The sequence below is a fragment of the Pseudarthrobacter sp. LMD1-1-1.1 genome, assembly GCF_040676255.1.
In the GTDB taxonomy this organism is placed as follows: domain Bacteria; phylum Actinomycetota; class Actinomycetes; order Actinomycetales; family Micrococcaceae; genus Arthrobacter.
Genome location: NZ_JBEGHP010000012.1, coordinates 73721 through 90001, shown reverse-complemented (window position 1 = coordinate 90001; position 16281 = coordinate 73721). Strand labels below are relative to the sequence as shown.

The following is a 16281-nucleotide window of genomic DNA, read 5'->3' as shown; positions in this document are numbered from 1 at the left end:
TGTTGATTCTCCTGGCTGTTGCCGCCCTTACGAAATCTGGGCGGCGTGCAATTCCACGTACCGGGTGGAGCGGGGCTGTTCGGGTTGCGGGGCAGGTGGGGAGGGCTGCGGGGCAGGCTGTGGAGGGGGTGCTGGAACGGGCGCCGGAGCGGGTGCCGGAGGGGCGCCCGGGCAGCGGTAGTTGTAGTCCAGGTTGTTCTCGGTGAACTGGGTTGTGGTGACGGTCCCGCCCGGGGTCAGGGGGTCGGACGCGCAATATTCCCTGGCGGACCAGGCCGAATCGGGGCCGGCCAACCAGTTCCGGAGCGCGTACAGGTTGCTGCCAGGACTTACCCCGCCCACAATCTCGCCGAACTGGTAGGAAGTGGAATAGATCCCCACGTCCGCGCCGGTCCCCTGCAGGTAGGCGGTCATGCCTTCCAGCTCAGCTGCATTGGCTGCCTTGTCCCATAACCAGCTGTTTCCGGTTTCAACATCCAGCCACCACAGCCGGCGTACCCCGCCGCCGTCCACCCCCTTCAGGATTGCGGCATCAACGGCAGCCATGGCGTAGCCGTGAACATAAGCGCAGGCCGGGGACGCGGTGCCGTCACACAATCCATACGGGTTGCTGACGGCGGCGCCACCGAAGGTGTTGTCCGCCGGCCACCATAACCCCTCCGCGGGCCCGGTCGCGGCCGTGTTCACATACACCGCCGCCGGCGTTCCACCGGCCGACTCCACGCTCTGGTCCGCCCACGCCAGCTGGGCATCCAGGCACGGGTTGACCGTGTCCGGGCGGCCGCCGTTCACGCCCACGACCGCAAATGCCGGGGGCGCCGGAAGATCAGAGCCGCACTGCGGCCAGGAGATGTCATTGCCCAAAGGGCCGCCGCCCTGCAAGGCAGGGTCCGATTCTGCATGGGCGGGGCCGGCCTGCCATGTCATAAGCAGGCAGGCGGCGAGCAGCAACCTTATGGGCTTCATGGTGGGCCCCCGTTTTCCGGAACTGACAGCAACGGGCCTCTTGGGGCCCGGTTTGCAGCCTAGGCGGCTGGTCCCGTGGGGGTCATGGGTGGCAGGTACTGGAGTTTTTCCTGCTGTCCCGGGGAGCGGTACCTAGGGGGTACCTGTTCTCCGCCGTCCTCCTACTCGGGAGGGCAGGGCTTCCCGGGGGAGGGGCTCTTCGAAAGAGGGGCGATGCGCCGGGGAGTCAGCGCCTGCCGCCCGGCAGCAAACCCGCCACCAGGGACACCAGCGAGATGATGACCGCGGCCAGCAGCGCAGTCCAGAAGAAGGAATCGATCGTGAGGTGCACCGGCGTGTAACTGCTGATCCAGGCCGTCAGGTACAGCATGGCCGCATTGATGACGATGGCGAACAAGCCAAGGGTCAGGATGGTGATGGGAAGCGCGAGGAGCCGCACCAGCGGCCGCACAAAGGCGTTGACCACGCCGAAGATAAGGCCGATGAACAGGTAGGCCAGGACAATGCCGATCGTCCCGGTGTCCTGCGAAATGCCGGTCCTGGCTACGGCATCAGATGCCGCCGTGCTGGAGATGTCCATTCCCGGCAGCAGCCAGCTGGCCACCCACAGGGCTGCGGCATTGACGATGACCCGAAGGATGAATGAAGCCATGGCACCATGCTTCCATACCGTCCCATGGGGGAGGATGGCGGCGTGCCCCGATTTTTCGGGGGCTGGCCCCCGGAGTCCCGCGGGACCTTGGACGTAGGCTAGGAGCCATGACTTCATCTGATACCAGGGCGGGCGGCATCGCACCCCGCCCGGTGCTGGACCGGCTGCCCCGCTACGCGGCAGGAAAACCGCCGGCCGCCGTCAGCGGTCTTGCCAGCTACAAGCTGTCCTCCAACGAAAACCCGCTGCCGCCCATCCCGGCCGTCCTCGAGGCCATCGCCGGCCAGACGGACTTCAACCGGTACCCGGACCCGCTGAGCAGCAAGCTCCGCGCGGCGCTCGCGGATTTCCTGGGCGTACCGGCGGAGGACATCGTCACTGGAGCGGGAAGCCTGGGTGCCCTGAACCAGATCCTGGCTGCTTTTGCCGGCCAGAACGAGGACGGCAAAGCGGACGAGGTCATCTATGCGTGGCGGTCCTTTGAGGCGTACCCCATCAGCGTGGGCCTGGCAGGCGCAGAGAGCGTACGCATTCCGGTGACCGCCGAGGGACGGCATGACCTCGAGGCCATGGCGGCCGCGGTGAGCGCCCGCACCAAAGTCATCCTGCTTTGCACGCCCAACAACCCCACCGGCCCTGCCCTTACTGCAGCCGAAACCGAAGCGTTTATCCGCTCCATCCCGGCAGACGTGGTGGTGGTCATCGATGAGGCCTATCAGGAGTTCGTCAGGGCGGAGGACGCCGTGGACGGGATCGACCTTTACCGGAAATATCCCAACGTGGTGGTGCTCCGTACGTTCTCCAAGGCGCACGGCCTGGCAGGGCTCCGCGTTGGCTACAGCGTCTCCAACCCCGGACTGACCCAGTACCTCAGGGTCGCCGCAACACCTTTCGCGGTATCCCAGATAGCCGAAAAGGCAGCAATCGTTTCCCTTGAGAACTACGCCCAGGTTGTGGAAAGGGTACAAAAACTCGTGGATGAGCGGACCCGGGTAACCGAGGGTCTCCGGGACCTGGGCTGGGCGGTCCCGGATGCCCAGGGAAACTTCGTCTGGCTCGCGCTTGGCGCCGAAAGTACTGCTTTCGCAGAGCTGGCGGGGACACGCGCCCTGTCCGTCCGGGCATTCGCCGGAGAGGGCGTGCGGGTCAGCATCGGAGAACCCGAAGCGAATACCAGATTCCTCCAGTTGTGTGCCGACTATACAAAGGCACCGGCAACTTCCTAGCACTTAACAAGTAGCCCTCCCGCTACTTACCGAAGATAAAGTTAGGATCAGTAAGCCAATGTATATGCCGTGCCGGGAATGTATTCCCCGTACGGCATATATCCCAGCGACATTGCATTGCATCCGGATGCGGCAAGCAAGGAGACGGTATGGGCACTCATCTGCCTTCCACCGAGTTCGACGGAACAGCGGTAGACGACCAGCGGGAAGCCGATGCTGAAGCCGTGATGGGCGAGCCCGCGGCCCAGATGGTGCAGCTGCTCGGCCCCGACGGGAAACTGGGCACCGATCCGGTCTTCAGCGACTACGCGGACAAGCTCACCCCTGAGGCCCTCCGCTGCCTGTACGCCGACATGGCCGCGATCCGCCGGTTCGACGTCGAAGCGACCGCCCTCCAGCGCCAGGGCCAGCTGGCGCTGTGGGTCCCGCTGACCGGCCAGGAGGCAGCACAGATCGGATCGGGCAGGGCCAGCCAGCCGCAGGACTACATCTTCCCCACCTACCGCGAGCACGGCGTGGCCCTCACGCGCAACGTGGACCTGGCCGAACTCCTGCGCCAGTTCCGCGGTGTTTCCAACGGCGGCTGGAACCCCAAGGACACCAACTTCCACCTGTACACGCTGGTCCTGGCTGCGCAGACCCTCCACGCCGTGGGCTACGCGATGGGGATCCAGCGTGACCAGAAGCTTGCCGCCGCATCTAACGCGGCAGGCAGGGAGCCGGATGCCGCCGTCATCGCGTACTTCGGCGATGGCGCCAGCTCGGAAGGCGACGTCCACGAGTCCATGGTGTTCGCTTCCTCCTACAAGGCCCCCGTGGTGTTCTTCTGCCAGAACAACCACTGGGCCATCTCCGTGCCCACCAACGTCCAGACCCGGGTTCCGCTGTCCAACCGGGCAAAGGGCTACGGGTTCCCCGGCATCCGGGTCGACGGAAATGACGTAATCGCCGTGCACGCAGTTACCGAGTGGGCCCTGGAGCACGCCCGCCAGGGCAAGGGGCCGGTCCTCATCGAAGCCTTCACCTACAGGGTCGGGGCGCACACCACGGCAGACGATCCCACCAAGTACCGGCAGTCGGCGGAGGAAGACGCCTGGCGCGCCAAGGACCCGCTGGCGCGCCTGGAGAAGTACCTGCGTGCCGAGGGCCTTGCGGACGACGCCTACTTTGCCAAGGTCAAGGCCGACGGCGACGAACTGGCCGCGTACGTCCGACGTACCGCCCACGACCTTGAAAAGCCGGATATCCGTCAGGCCTTCGCCAACGTCTACAGGGAGGCCCACCCGCTGGTCGCCGAGGAACTGGCGTGGTTCGAGGAATACAGCGCAGGATTCGCCGGCGAGGAAGAGTCCGCCGGGCAGGCAGCAAAGGCAGGCCACTGATGACCACCATGACCATCGCGAAGGCCATCAACGAAGGCCTTCGCGCCACTTTGGCCGCACACCCCAAATCACTGCTGATGGGCGAGGATATCGGTCCGCTCGGCGGCGTCTACCGGGTCACGGACGGGCTGATCGGTGAGTTCGGCCCGGACCGCGTGGTGGACACCCCGCTGGCCGAGTCCGGGATCATCGGCACCGCCATCGGCCTGGCCCTCCGGGGATACAGCCCGGTCTGCGAGATCCAGTTCGACGGCTTCGTCTTCCCCGGCTTCAACCAGATCACCACCCAGCTCGCCAAAATCCATTCGCGCAGCAACGGCAACCTCAGCGTGCCCGTGGTCATCCGGATTCCATACGGCGGGGGCATCGGCTCCATTGAACACCACTCCGAATCCCCGGAGGCACTGTTCGCCCACACGGCGGGCCTGCGCATCATCACCCCGTCCAATCCGCATGACGCCTACTGGATGATCCAGCAGGCCGTTGAATGCCAGGACCCGGTGATCGTCTTCGAACCCAAGCGCCGCTACTGGCTCAAGGGCGACGTTGATGTCGAGGCACCCGGGCCGTCGGAGGATCCGTTCAAGGCCCACGTCCTTCGTGAGGGCACAGACGCCACCGTGGTGGCCTATGGCCCCCTGGTGCCCGTGGCGCTGGCAGCCGCGAACGCAGCGGAGGAGGACGGCAGGAGCATCGAGGTCATCGACCTCCGGTCAATCTCCCCGATCGATTTCGACACCGTCACCGCCTCCGTCCGAAAGACCGGGCGGCTGATCGTCACGCACGAGGCTCCCACGTTCGGCGGAATCGGCGGCGAGATCGCAGCCCGGATCAGCGAGCGGGCGTTCCACTCCCTTGAGGCGCCCGTGATCCGCGTCGGCGGGTTCCACATGCCCTACCCCGTTGCCAAGGTGGAGGAAGACTACCTTCCGGACATCGACCGCATCCTGGAGGCGCTGGACCGCGCCCTCTCCTACTGAGGACACCATGACCCTGAACAAGTTCAACCTGCCCGACGTCGGCGAGGGCCTCACCGAGGCGGAAGTCGTCTCCTGGAAGGTCAAGCCCGGCGACACCGTCGCGGTCAATGACGTCATCTGCGAGATCGAAACCGCAAAGTCGATCGTGGAGCTGCCGTCCCCCTTTGCCGGAACAGTCACCGAACTGCTGGTGGAGGAAGGGGTGACTGTCGACGTCGGGACCGCCATCATCAGCGTCAGCGACGAAGTTTCCGGGGACCCGACCCCCGCCGACGTCCGCGCGCCCCAGGCCGTCCCCGCCGCCGTTACTCCCGCTGAATTTCCTGCCCAGCCGCTCTACGGCAAGCTGTCAGCGGATGCGGGGGAGACCGGGAGTGCCGGTACCCCGTCCGCCGCTCCCCTGGTGGGTTCAGGACCCAAGGCCGACGCCGTCAAGCGGCGCCCGCGGAAGACTGCACCGGCGGCTGCCGTGACGGTCAACGCCCCGGAGGTTGAACCTGTCCAGCCCCGCACGCCCGCCGAGGTTTCCGCCGCGGAACCTGCCGCCGTCGACACCCGCCCAACCCTTGGCGGCACCATCACGGGCCTGGTCAACCGGGTGCTGGCCAAGCCCCCGGTCCGCAAAATTGCCCGCGACCTGGGCATCGACCTCGCCGACGTTGTAGCCACCGGTTCCCGCGGAGAGGTGACGCGCGAGGACCTGGTGAGCTACCAGGCGCAGCGCGACGCCGAACTGGACAAGGCGGACGGTTTCTGGGGCAAGGCCGGGAAGCCGCAGGACCAGCGCGTGGAAAGCATTCCGGTCAAGGGCGTCCGCAAGGCCACGGCAAAGGCGATGGTGGAATCGGCGTTCGCCGCACCGCACGTCAGCATCTTCGTGGACGTCGACGCCAGCCGCACCATGGAATTCGTCAAGCGGCTCAAGGCCTCCCGGGACTTCGAGGGCATCAAGGTCTCGCCGCTGCTCATCCTTGCCAAGGCCGTCATCTGGGCCGCCGCAAGGAACCCCAGCGTGAACGCAGCCTGGGTGGACAACGAGGACGGCAGCGCCGAGATCCAGGTCAAGCACTTCATGAACCTGGGCATTGCCGCGGCCACTCCGCGCGGCCTCATGGTGCCCAACATCAAGAATGCGCAGGACCTGTCCCTGAAGGAGCTGGCCCTGGCGCTGAACGACCTTGCCACCACGGCCAGGGCCGGGAAGACCCAGCCGGCGCAGATGCAGGGCGGGACGCTGACCATCACCAACATCGGCGCTCTGGGCATCGACACCGGGACGCCCATCATCAATCCGGGCGAGGTGGCCATCGTTGCCTTCGGAACCATCAAGCAGAAGCCCTGGGTCCTGGACGGAGAGGTGATTCCCCGCTGGATCACCACCCTCGGGGGATCCTTCGACCACCGCGTGGTGGATGGTGACCTGTCCGCCCGCTTCATGGCCGACGTCGCAGCCATCCTGGAGGAGCCCGCGCTCCTCCTGGACTAGGGCGCCGGGTCAGGACGTGGCAATAGACAACGGGGCAATCCGGGTCAGGAACCGCACCGCCAGGTGGCTGACGGAGGTCTTCCAGCCTCCGGTGGTGGTTTCCCTGCAGCTGCTGATCAGCCCGCTGGCCCAGCCGGGTTTCCCGGGAACCATGGGCTACGGCGCGCTGGCGGCCCTCTTCGTGTGCGTGCTTCCGCTGATGGTGCTGCTGGTCCTGGTCAGGCTGGGCAAGGTCACGGACCACCATGTAAGCGACCGGAAGCAGCGTGCACCCGTGCTGCTGATGGCGCTGGGCTGCATCGCCGTGGGGCTGCTGGTACTGGGCGCCGTGAATGCACCGGAGAGCGTCTTTGCGATGGTCCTGGCGGTGGTGGGCGGCGTGGCGGTACTGGCGGTGGTCAGTCCGTTTTGGAAGATGAGCGGCCACGCCGCTGCCGTGTCCTGCGCCGCCGTCGTATCCGTGCTGATGCTCGGCGCCGCGTGGGCGCCGCTGCTGCTCCTGATCCCGGCAGTCAGCTGGTCACGGGTGGTGCTGCGGGCCCATTCCCTGGCCCAGGTGGTGGCCGGATCGCTCTTCGGCGGGCTGGTGATGGCAGGGATCTGGTGGCTGATGCAGGGCTGGCTGGTGGGCTAAGCCCTCCGCCCAGCCGATTGGAATTACCTGCCTAGTAGGCGGCGTATGCCGTGAAAGCCTCGAGCATGGCCGGATCCGCGGTGGTTCCCAGCACAACAGCGGCGGCGGTCATCAGGCCGCCCATGAGCGCGGCCATGCCGGCCCAGGCGCTCAGGAGCTTCCAGTCCTCGCGCAGGACGCTGCGCACGGTCTGCGGAAGCTGGAGCCCGGGGGTGATGAGGTTCGGTGCGCTGTCCAGGCTGCCGTCATCAAGGAGCGCAACCACCCGGTCATTGCTGCGGTCCACCCGCATGGAGCTGATGTGGTTGCCGTGGCGGGCCAGGAGGATGTCGTGGCCAACAAGCTGGCGGCGCTGCAAGGTGATCAAGGGGAGCCCTTCGCTGTGGGGTGGATTCGGCAGTGTCCACGCCTTTGGGGGCCCATCCAATTTTATCGTTGCGCCAGCAGCTGAATCGGTGATACGGCGGTGAGAACGGACACCCCCCGCAGCGATATCCGCCACCACGGGGGGTGTCCTGCGTTACCCCAGGAGGGCTTCCGCGCGTTAGTCGGCGTCGTAGGTGTTGGCGATGTACACGTCGCACGGGGCGTTGTGGGCCACGCTGTTGGCCACGCTGCCAAGGACCCGGCCGATGCCGTGCATGCGCCGGTTTCCCACGACGATCACGCGGGCATCCATGCGGACGGCTTCCTTGATGAGGGCGTCTGCGGGCCGTCCCCGGGCTGCGGAATAGGTGACCGGGACGTCGCGGCCCAGCGACTCAGCCACGGTCCGTGCCACCTGCTCTGCGGCGTCGGCATCGGACACGATCCACCGGTCGCTGCCGCTGCCGAAGACCTCGGTCCGGTCGCTGTCGAAGGCTGACACGACGTGCAGTGAAGCGCCCAGTCCTGCAGCCAGGTTCCTGGCCGACTCCGCCGCCCTCTTCGCGGTCTCGCTGCCGTCAACCCCTACAACGATGATTCCACCCATATGCATGCTCCTTTGCTCGGTTTTCGGCGTTCGTGTGGCTTACGCTACAGCGCCGCCATGGCTTCCTGCAGCACCGGTGCCAATCTGCGCACACCCTCGGCGATGGCGTCGGGGGGAACGGCGCTGAACGCGAGCCGCAGCTTGTTGGACGGTTCGTCCGACGGCGTGAAGGCGGCGCCGGGGATGAACACGACGCCGGCATCGATCGCCTTGTGCAGCAGCGGGTAGGTGTCAATGCCTTCGGGCAGGGTCACCCAGACGAAGAAGCCCCCCTGCGGGCTGGTCCAGGTGGTCCCCGCCGGCATGTACTCCTTGAGCGCTGCCAGCATGGCGCGGCAGCGTTCGGCATACAGCCCGCGGTAGGTTTCGATCTGGCCTTTCCAGTCGTAGTCGCGGAGGTAGGCGGAGACCAGCATCTGGTTCAGGGCCGGCGGGCAGAGCGTCACCGATTCCGCGGCGAGGTAATACCGGCGCTGCAGGTGTTCAGGCACCAGGGCCCAGCCGATGCGGAGGCCGGGGGCAAAGATCTTGGAGAAGGAGCCGAGGTAGATGACGTCGTCCGGGTTGGCGGCGCGCAGGGGAGGCAAAGGCTCACCTTCAAAGCGCAGCAGTCCGTAGGGGTTGTCCTCCAGGACCAGAATATTCGCCCTGCGGCATATATCGACCACCTGCTGGCGCCGTTCCCTGGCCAGCGTGATCCCGGAGGGATTGTTGAAGTTGGGGATGGTGTAGAGGAACTTGATGCTTTTGCCCGCAAGCTGCAGGGCCGCGATCCGCGCCTCCAGAAGCTCCGGGACCAGGCCGTACTGGTCCATCTCCACGGTCTCCACCCGCACCTGGTAGGCCTCAAAGGTGTTCAGCGCGCCCACGTAGGTGGGATCCTCCACCAGGACCACGTCTCCCGGATTGCAGAAGAGCTTGGTGGCCACGTCCTGGGCCGACTGTGAGCCTGCCGTGATCACCACGTTCTGCGGCAGGGCATCCAGGATTCCCTCGGCGGCCATGACCTCGCAGATCTGTGCCCGGAGCTCCGCGGTTCCCTGCCCGGCGCCGTATTGAAGGGCTGTGAGTCCGTCGTCGGCAATGATTTTTGCCGCCGTCGCTGCCAGGCGGTCCAGGGGAAGTGACTGCAGGTACGGGCTTCCGCCCGCCAGGGAAACCAGTCCCGGCCGCAGCGAGATGTCGAAAACATCCCGGACGGCCGACTGGCGGATGTTGGCTGCCCGCTCGGAGAACAGTCCCTCGTGGCGGTGGGCGGACGTGGCCGCGCGCTCGATCGCATCGATGGCTTCGGCGGGGAGCGTTCCGGCCGGGGCGTCAAGTGTTTCGTGGGTCACAGAGTCAGGATACAGCCCATTGTTGCTTCGGAGACAACATCTGTTTATACGCGGTTCACGGCGGGCGGTGCGCTAGTCAAGGCTCAGATAGTCCGACAGGCTTTCGCCGTTGATGTAGATATCGGCCCTGATGGCACCCACGGCTTCGAGGGCGGTCTGGGTTAGCTGGGCCTCGATCCTGGGAAGGTCGCATGTTCCGCCCTGGTTCAGCGTTCCCGAAAGGTAAACGGTGACGGTGGTTCCGTCGAAGCTCCCGGAGAGGAACATCAGCCGGGAAGAGCCCAGTGCGTTGTAGGCGTTCACGGGCGCGCGGCCGCCACCCAGCAGGGCGCCGATTGCCGCCTTGAGCCGGGCGTCCCCGGAGCCTCCCGGCTGGGCGGAGCCAACCAGGCTGTCATTGCAGCCGAAGCGGACACCGTGCCTGCCGCCGTCGTCCACCATCACGAAATATGCCGTCACCGGGGGAGTCGCGGGCCCGGCGTTGGTGCCGGGGGCTGGAGGGGCCGTCGGACTGTCCGGTTTTTCCCGCGCCGCTCCGGCCGTACCGGTGGAAGGGGTGGCCGGCGCCGAGGCGGGAAGGAGGGCCAGCGGGGCCCCGCTGGATCCGGCGCTGCCCCCGCTGGGCGTGCAGCCGGAGAGCAGGAGCGCCAGGCAGCCGGCGACCGCAGCCAGGGCACCGCGCCCATGCCCGTCCCCGCTCCATCTTCTTGCCATGCGGCACCGCAATCCGATCCGGTAGGTCCAGGGGATTAACGCTACGGCGGCGCCGGCCGGCGGAGATGTCCGCACGGTACCGGTTGGGACAAGAGTTGGTCACGGCAACACCGGATGCAGCAGCGCCCGGCACGCGGGCTGCGTGCCGGGCGCTGCGCCAGGGGGACTAAGCGGCGGGAGCTGCTGCGGCAAGGGTGTGGAAGATGCCCTTGATCTGCTCTACAACCTCGGCGTCGTCCTTGGGGTGGACTTCGGCGAAGCGCACCATGGAACCGGGGACGGCGAGCTTGACGTCCTCCAGGATCCGGGCACCTGCAATGCCGGCAGCCTTGCGGGCCTCATCCTGGGCCCAGACGCCGCCGTACTGGCCAAACGCGGTGCCGACGACGGCGGTGGGCTTGCCTGCCAGGGCGCCGGCGCCGAAGGGGCGGGACAGCCAGTCGATGGCGTTCTTCAGGGCGGCGGGAACCGTGCCGTTGTGCTCGGGGGTGACCAGCAGGACGGTGTCGGCTTCCTCGGCTGCGGCGCGCAGGGCTGCGGCGGCGGCAGGGACCTGGCCCTCGACGTCGATGTCCTCGTTGTAGAACGGGATGTTGCCCAGGCTCTCGTGGATCACCACGTCCACCTGCTCCGGGGCGTTGAGCTGGATGGCTTCGGCCAGCTTCTGGTTGGTGGACTCGGCGCGGAGGCTGCCGACAAGGGTAAGTACTGTGCTCTTGGTCATGGGAACTCCTGGCTAGGGGAGCGGCGGGGCCGCTATCGGTCAGACTTCAGGCTCGCGGAGCCTTCACCAGACTAAACGGACCGTAGTCCGTTTATATTCCCCATGCTTACACTGTCTGTGTGAGTTCCATCCCAGTGCGGCCGGGAATGACCCCGGTAACGGCCGCGGAACGCAGCGATGCTGCCCGCAACCGGGAACGCCTCCTGCTGGCTGCCCGGGAACTGATCGAGCAGTGTGGAGCCGCTGCGCTCACCATGGACCGGCTGGCCGAACAGGCCGGCGTGGGCAAGGGCACCGTCTTCCGCCGCTTCGGCAGCCGGGCCGGGTTGATGCTGACCTTGCTGAACGACTCCGAGGCCGCGTTTCAAGCCCGGTTCCTGTTCGGACCGCCGCCACTGGGGCCAGGTGCTCCGCCGCTCGACCGGCTGATCGCCTTCGGAACCGAGCGGATCGCCTACGTGGTGGAATACGGGGACTTGGTGCTTGCTGCCGGAACTGCTTCCAGGGGAAAGTTCGAAGTACCTGCCGCCGCCCTCTGGGACCGGCATGTGGAGATGCTGCTGCGCGAAGGCGGGGTGGACTCCGCGGAACCCTGGCTGATGGCCGGATCCCTCAACGCCACCCTCGATCCCGAGCGGCTCCTGCACCTGATCCGTGAACATGGCGTCACACGCGAACGGCTGGCAACATCCTGGCGCGACCTTGTGACACGGGTTGTCACGGGCGCGTAGGTTACGCGATGGCGTTCCCCCACGTCCAGTCACGCGGGCTTCACAGAACTATTCATAACGATCTGATACGGCGCGTCCAATTTCCGGGGATTCCCGCACTTTTCGGGTTGGGCCTTGTGATAGTTTCCTCTGGAATGTGACCCGCGACATAGTCCACCAGGACCTGCCCCTAAGGGCTGCGGGAGGCCAGCTACCCGCTGGTGCAGGACCCGGTGAGGCGGCACAACCCGTGCTTGTCCGGGGAAGACGGAAGGATCCAGCAGCGCCCATGCTCAAGTACCTCGCCAAGCGCGGCATCACGTATGTGGTGATGATCCTCCTCACCACGTCCGCCGGCTACTTCCTGGCCGTCAGCTCGCTCAAGCCGGCGCTGCTCGAGCAGGAACGGATCCCCCGGCCCACCCCGGAGCAGGTGGCCAATTCCATGCGGCTGAAGGGCCTGGACCCGGACCTCAGCCCGTGGGAGCGCTACGTTGACTGGCTCACCGGAATCGTCACCCGCTGGGACTGGGGCCGCAGCCCCAACGGCGCCTACATTAACGCCGAATTCGGGGACCGGGTCTGGATTTCCACCCGGCTCTTCCTGGCATCGATCATCCTGACCCTGGTCATCGGCGTCGCGCTCGGCGTCTATTCGGCGGCACGCCAGTACAAGTTCCAGGACCGGGTCATCACGTCCTACAGCTACCTTGCCTACATCGTGCCGGCGCCCATCGCCTACTTCCTGGTGCAACTGGGCGCCATCAACATCAACGAATCCGTGGGCGACCGGATCTTCTTCGTCACCGGCATCTCCACCCCCGGCATCGCGCCGGGCTGGGCCCAGTTCGTGGACATGCTGGCCCACTATGCAGTCCCCACGGTGGCCATCACCCTTGTGGGGTGGGGCGCGTACCAGATTGCCCAGCGGCAATACCTGCTGGACAACGTGAACGCCGACTTTGTCCGCACCGCACGCGCCAAAGGGCTGACCCGCAACCAGGCCATTGCCCGGCACGCACTGCGCGTCTCCTTCATTCCGGTGGCACAGAGCATCGCCTTCACCATCCCGGCCATCTTCGCCGGCGGCTTCTTCGCGGAAAAGATCTTCGCCTGGCCGGGTGTGGGGTCCTGGAGCATCGACGCCATCTCGCTGCAGGACGTCAACGCGGCCACGGCCACCTTGGCATACGGCTCCGTGATCTTCGCCCTGGGCGCCATCCTCGCGGACTTCGCCACCACGCTTGTCGACCCGAGAGTGCGGGTGCAGTAGCCATGACCAACCTGAACGCCGTTGACCCGGCAGCAGTGGCGCAGGACGCGCACCTGGAAAGCGCCGACGTCGTCATTGGCAAAACCACCATCATCTTCCGCCGCTTCCTGCGCAACAAGACCGCAGTGGCCGGCCTGGCCATCTTCCTGGCCCTGACCGTTTTCTCGTTCATCGGCGGCTTCTTCACCCAATGGGACAAGGAAACCATCGACCCCTTCAACATCGGCATGCCCCCGTCGGCCGACCACTACCTCGGGACGTCGCAGGCAGGGATCGACCTGTACGCCATGACCGTGGAGGGCACCAGGATTTCCATCCTGATCGGCCTGGTGGTGGGACTGGTGTCGGTCCTGATTGCCGCGGTCTACGGCTGCACCATGGCCTACTTCGGCGGCAAGGTGGACAAGGTCATGCTGTTCATCCTCGAAGCGCTGATCATGATGCCGGCGCTCCTGGTGGTTGCTGTAGCCACCAGCGGCGGCGGTGCAGGCCTAAAACGCGACCTGCCCTCGTGGCTTCTGCTCATCATCGTCCTGCTGGTGTTCAGCTGGATGGGCACCGCCCGCCTGATCCGCTCCATGTCCATGTCGCTGATGCAGCGTGACTTCGTCAAGGCGGCCCAGTACATGGGTGTCCCGCCGCGTCGGATCGTTTGGCGGCACCTGGTGCCGAACATCGGCTCGCTGCTGATCCTGGACATCACCCGCGGCGTCACCGCAGCCATCCTGGCCGAGGTCGCCTTCTCCTTCATCGGCATCGGCATCAAGGTCCCGGACGTGAGCCTGGGCGTGCTGATCGGCCAGGCCACCTCCCAGGTGCAGACCTTCCCCTGGATGTTCTGGGTGCCGCTCACCGTAATGTTCCTGCTGACCGGCTCCCTGGCCATGATGAACGACGGCCTGCGCGACGCCTTTGACCCCAGCTCCACTTCCAGCGGCAAGGCAAAGAAAGCCAAAACCCGGAAAATTACCGCGGAAAAGAAGGCGGCATGAGCAGCGAAACCACCACCGGAGCCACGGACCCATCACGTCCAGCCGTGGAGCGCCTGCACGTGGCAGGGCTCCACGCCCCCGGCGACGCTGTTCTGTCCGTCCGCGACCTGAACGTCCGCTTCAACACGGAGAACGGTGTCGTGCACGCCGTCCGGGGCGTCGACTTCGACCTGATGCCGGGCAAGACGCTCGGGATCGTCGGCGAATCGGGGTCCGGCAAGTCCGTGACGTCCCTGGCCATCATGGGGCTGCTCCCGCCCACGGCCCAGGTCTCCGGGTCCGTCCGGCTCAAGGGCCGCGAGCTGCTGGGGCTCAGCGACAAGGACATGTGCAAGTACCGCGGCAACGACCTCGCCATGGTCTTCCAGGATCCGCTGTCATCCCTCACCCCGGTGTTCACCGTGGGCACCCAGATCGTCGAAGCGCTCACTATTCACCACCCCACGATGAGCAGGACCGCCAAGGAAGCCCGCGCCGTCGAACTTCTGGCCATGGTGGGGATTCCCAGCCCCAAGGACAGGCTCAAGGCCTTCCCGCACGAATTCTCCGGCGGCATGCGCCAGCGCGTCATGATTGCCATCGCCATAGCCAACAACCCCCGCGTCCTGATTGCCGATGAACCCACCACGGCCCTGGACGTCACCATCCAGGCCCAGGTCCTCGAGGTGCTCCATACGGCCCAGGAGGAGACGGGCGCGGCGGTGGTCATGATCACCCACGATCTTGGCGTGGTGGCCGGGATGGCGGACGACATCATGGTCATGTACGCAGGCAGGCCGGTGGAAACCGGTGCCGTGGATGACATCTACTACAACCCGCGGATGCCCTACACCATGGGCCTGCTGGGCGCCGTGCCCCGCGTGGATGTGGCAGAGAAATCCTCGCTCGTTCCCATCGAGGGCATGCCGCCCAACCTGCTGCACGCCCCCACCGGCTGCTCGTTCGCTGCCCGCTGCCCCCTGGCCTCGGAGGCGTGCCTGGACGGTGAGCCCGCCCTGGCACCCGTTGACGACGGCGCCCGGCACCGCGCGGCGTGCATCAAGTCCGGCTCACTCGGCGGAACCGTGGATGTGCACGACGTATTCGCTGCGCCGCCCGTGCCGGTGTCCCGCTTCGATGCCATTCCCAGGGAGGAGCGGTCCACCGTCCTGCAGCTCACGGACGTGCGGAAACACTTCCCGCTGACCAGGGGCGCCCTGATCAAGCGGAGGATCGGCACGGTTAAGGCCGTGGACGGCCTGAGCTTCGATATCCGCGAAGGCGAATGTTTCTCCATCGTGGGCGAATCGGGTTCGGGGAAGACCACCACGCTCCTGGAAATCATGGAGTTCCACCCGGACCAGGACGGCGAGGTGGTGATTGGCGGCCTGAGCAACAAGCAGGCGGCCGATGCCCGGACCAAAGCCAAAATGCGGCGCGAACTCCAGATGGTGTTCCAGGACCCCACGGGCGCACTGGATCCGCGGTTCACGGTGTACGAAGTCCTTGCCGAGCCGCTGCAGAACGCGGGCATGGACCGGGCCGCGATCAGGAAGCGGATCATGGAGCTGATGAAGCTCGTGGGCCTGCAGCCGGACCACGTCAACCGCTTCCCCAACCAGTTCTCCGGCGGCCAGCGCCAGCGGATCGGGATAGCCCGCGCACTGGCCGTGAACCCCAAGCTGGTGGTCCTGGACGAGCCCGTCTCGGCCCTTGATGTCTCCGTTCAGGCCGGTGTCATTAACTTGCTGGACCACCTGCGCGCCGAACTGGGCCTGAGCTACCTGCTCGTGGCGCACGATCTCTCGGTGGTCCGCCACATCTCCAACCGGGTGGCCGTCATGTACCTGGGAAAGATCGTGGAGATCGGCGCCGTGGAACGGGTGTTCGACAACCCCCGCCACCCCTACACCCGCGCCCTCCTCTCCGCGATCCCCGTGCCGGACCCCCAGCTGGAACGCACCCGCGAACGCATCATCCTCCAGGGCGACCTGCCCTCGCCGCTGCAGGCACCGAAGGGCTGCAATTTTGCCACCCGCTGTCCCGTCTTCGCCGCACTCCCGCCGGCCAAGCAGGAGAAGTGCCTCACCCTTGAACCGCCCCTGGAAACGGCGTCCTCCGCCACGGACCAGCAGTTCGCCTGCTTCTTCCCGGACGGGGAGCTGGACGAGGACATGCTGGTGGTCCACGAACCGGTAGACCACCATGCGCCCTAGGATTTTTCGACCCCAAAGCACCACCACTCGCACCAAT

General features: G+C 66.3%; 16 protein-coding genes. 9 read left to right on the top strand and 7 right to left on the bottom strand.

Features of this window, described 5'->3' with window-relative positions; translation table 11 throughout:
• Positions 1 to 27: 27 nt before the first annotated feature.
• A complete protein-coding gene (locus MRBLMD1_RS05930; protein ID WP_364398173.1) occupies positions 28 to 966 on the bottom strand; it encodes a hypothetical protein in 939 nt (312 codons plus the stop codon).
• 226 nt (positions 967 to 1192) lie between these two features.
• Entirely contained in the window at positions 1193 to 1618 is a 426-nt protein-coding gene (locus tag MRBLMD1_RS05925) for a phage holin family protein (protein ID WP_159629638.1), read from the bottom strand.
• Between the two features lie 107 nt (positions 1619 to 1725).
• On the opposite strand from MRBLMD1_RS05925, the gene MRBLMD1_RS05920 reads away from it, so the two are divergent.
• The 5 genes from MRBLMD1_RS05920 to MRBLMD1_RS05900 all read left to right on the top strand — a co-directional run bounded on the left by MRBLMD1_RS05920 (position 1726) and on the right by MRBLMD1_RS05900 (position 7326).
• Positions 1726 to 2844: a histidinol-phosphate transaminase gene (locus tag MRBLMD1_RS05920; RefSeq protein ID WP_275181975.1), complete on the top strand. Its 1119-nt coding sequence runs from the start codon at positions 1726 to 1728 to the stop codon at positions 2842 to 2844.
• Between the two features lie 149 nt (positions 2845 to 2993).
• Positions 2994 to 4226, top strand: coding sequence for a pyruvate dehydrogenase (acetyl-transferring) E1 component subunit alpha (gene pdhA, locus MRBLMD1_RS05915; protein ID WP_364398170.1), 1233 nt, complete (start codon positions 2994 to 2996; stop codon positions 4224 to 4226).
• A complete protein-coding gene (locus tag MRBLMD1_RS05910; RefSeq protein WP_224023746.1) occupies positions 4226 to 5206 on the top strand; it encodes an alpha-ketoacid dehydrogenase subunit beta in 981 nt (326 codons plus the stop codon). Before pdhA ends, MRBLMD1_RS05910 begins: the two co-directional genes overlap by 1 nt.
• Positions 5207 to 5213: 7 nt before the next feature.
• Positions 5214 to 6692, top strand: coding sequence for a dihydrolipoamide acetyltransferase family protein (locus MRBLMD1_RS05905; protein WP_364398167.1), 1479 nt, complete (start codon positions 5214 to 5216; stop codon positions 6690 to 6692).
• A 16-nt stretch (positions 6693 to 6708) separates the two neighbouring features.
• On the top strand, positions 6709 to 7326 hold the full coding sequence (locus MRBLMD1_RS05900; protein ID WP_364398166.1) for a phosphatase PAP2 family protein: 618 nt from the start codon (positions 6709 to 6711) through the stop codon (positions 7324 to 7326).
• Between the two features lie 31 nt (positions 7327 to 7357).
• Here the strand turns inward: MRBLMD1_RS05900 and MRBLMD1_RS05895 are convergent, their stop codons facing one another.
• The 5 genes from MRBLMD1_RS05895 to MRBLMD1_RS05875 all read right to left on the bottom strand — a co-directional run bounded on the left by MRBLMD1_RS05895 (position 7358) and on the right by MRBLMD1_RS05875 (position 11074).
• Positions 7358 to 7693 (bottom strand): hypothetical protein, encoded by a 336-nt coding sequence (locus MRBLMD1_RS05895; RefSeq protein ID WP_159629648.1) that lies wholly within the window; start codon positions 7691 to 7693, stop codon positions 7358 to 7360.
• A gap of 177 nt (positions 7694 to 7870) precedes the next feature.
• Complete coding sequence (locus tag MRBLMD1_RS05890; RefSeq protein WP_159629650.1) at positions 7871 to 8299, bottom strand: universal stress protein; 429 nt, start codon at positions 8297 to 8299, stop codon at positions 7871 to 7873.
• A gap of 44 nt (positions 8300 to 8343) precedes the next feature.
• Positions 8344 to 9636: a PLP-dependent aminotransferase family protein gene (locus tag MRBLMD1_RS05885; RefSeq protein WP_364398164.1), complete on the bottom strand. Its 1293-nt coding sequence runs from the start codon at positions 9634 to 9636 to the stop codon at positions 8344 to 8346.
• A gap of 72 nt (positions 9637 to 9708) precedes the next feature.
• Positions 9709 to 10350, bottom strand: coding sequence for a GerMN domain-containing protein (locus MRBLMD1_RS05880; protein WP_364398162.1), 642 nt, complete (start codon positions 10348 to 10350; stop codon positions 9709 to 9711).
• Between the two features lie 166 nt (positions 10351 to 10516).
• On the bottom strand, positions 10517 to 11074 hold the full coding sequence (locus MRBLMD1_RS05875) for an NAD(P)H-dependent oxidoreductase (RefSeq protein ID WP_364398160.1): 558 nt from the start codon (positions 11072 to 11074) through the stop codon (positions 10517 to 10519).
• 119 nt (positions 11075 to 11193) lie between these two features.
• On the opposite strand from MRBLMD1_RS05875, the gene MRBLMD1_RS05870 reads away from it, so the two are divergent.
• From MRBLMD1_RS05870 to MRBLMD1_RS05855, 4 genes are all read left to right on the top strand, one after another.
• A complete protein-coding gene (locus tag MRBLMD1_RS05870) occupies positions 11194 to 11805 on the top strand; it encodes a TetR/AcrR family transcriptional regulator (protein WP_414703670.1) in 612 nt (203 codons plus the stop codon).
• Positions 11806 to 12073: 268 nt separating this feature from the next.
• Positions 12074 to 13057, top strand: coding sequence for an ABC transporter permease (locus MRBLMD1_RS05865; protein ID WP_364398158.1), 984 nt, complete (start codon positions 12074 to 12076; stop codon positions 13055 to 13057).
• A gap of 2 nt (positions 13058 to 13059) precedes the next feature.
• Positions 13060 to 14049: an ABC transporter permease gene (locus MRBLMD1_RS05860; RefSeq protein ID WP_224023737.1), complete on the top strand. Its 990-nt coding sequence runs from the start codon at positions 13060 to 13062 to the stop codon at positions 14047 to 14049.
• Positions 14046 to 16244, top strand: a complete 2199-nt coding sequence (locus MRBLMD1_RS05855) for an ABC transporter ATP-binding protein (protein WP_364398156.1) — start codon at positions 14046 to 14048, stop codon at positions 16242 to 16244. Before MRBLMD1_RS05860 ends, MRBLMD1_RS05855 begins: the two co-directional genes overlap by 4 nt.
• Positions 16245 to 16281: the final 37 nt, after the last annotated feature.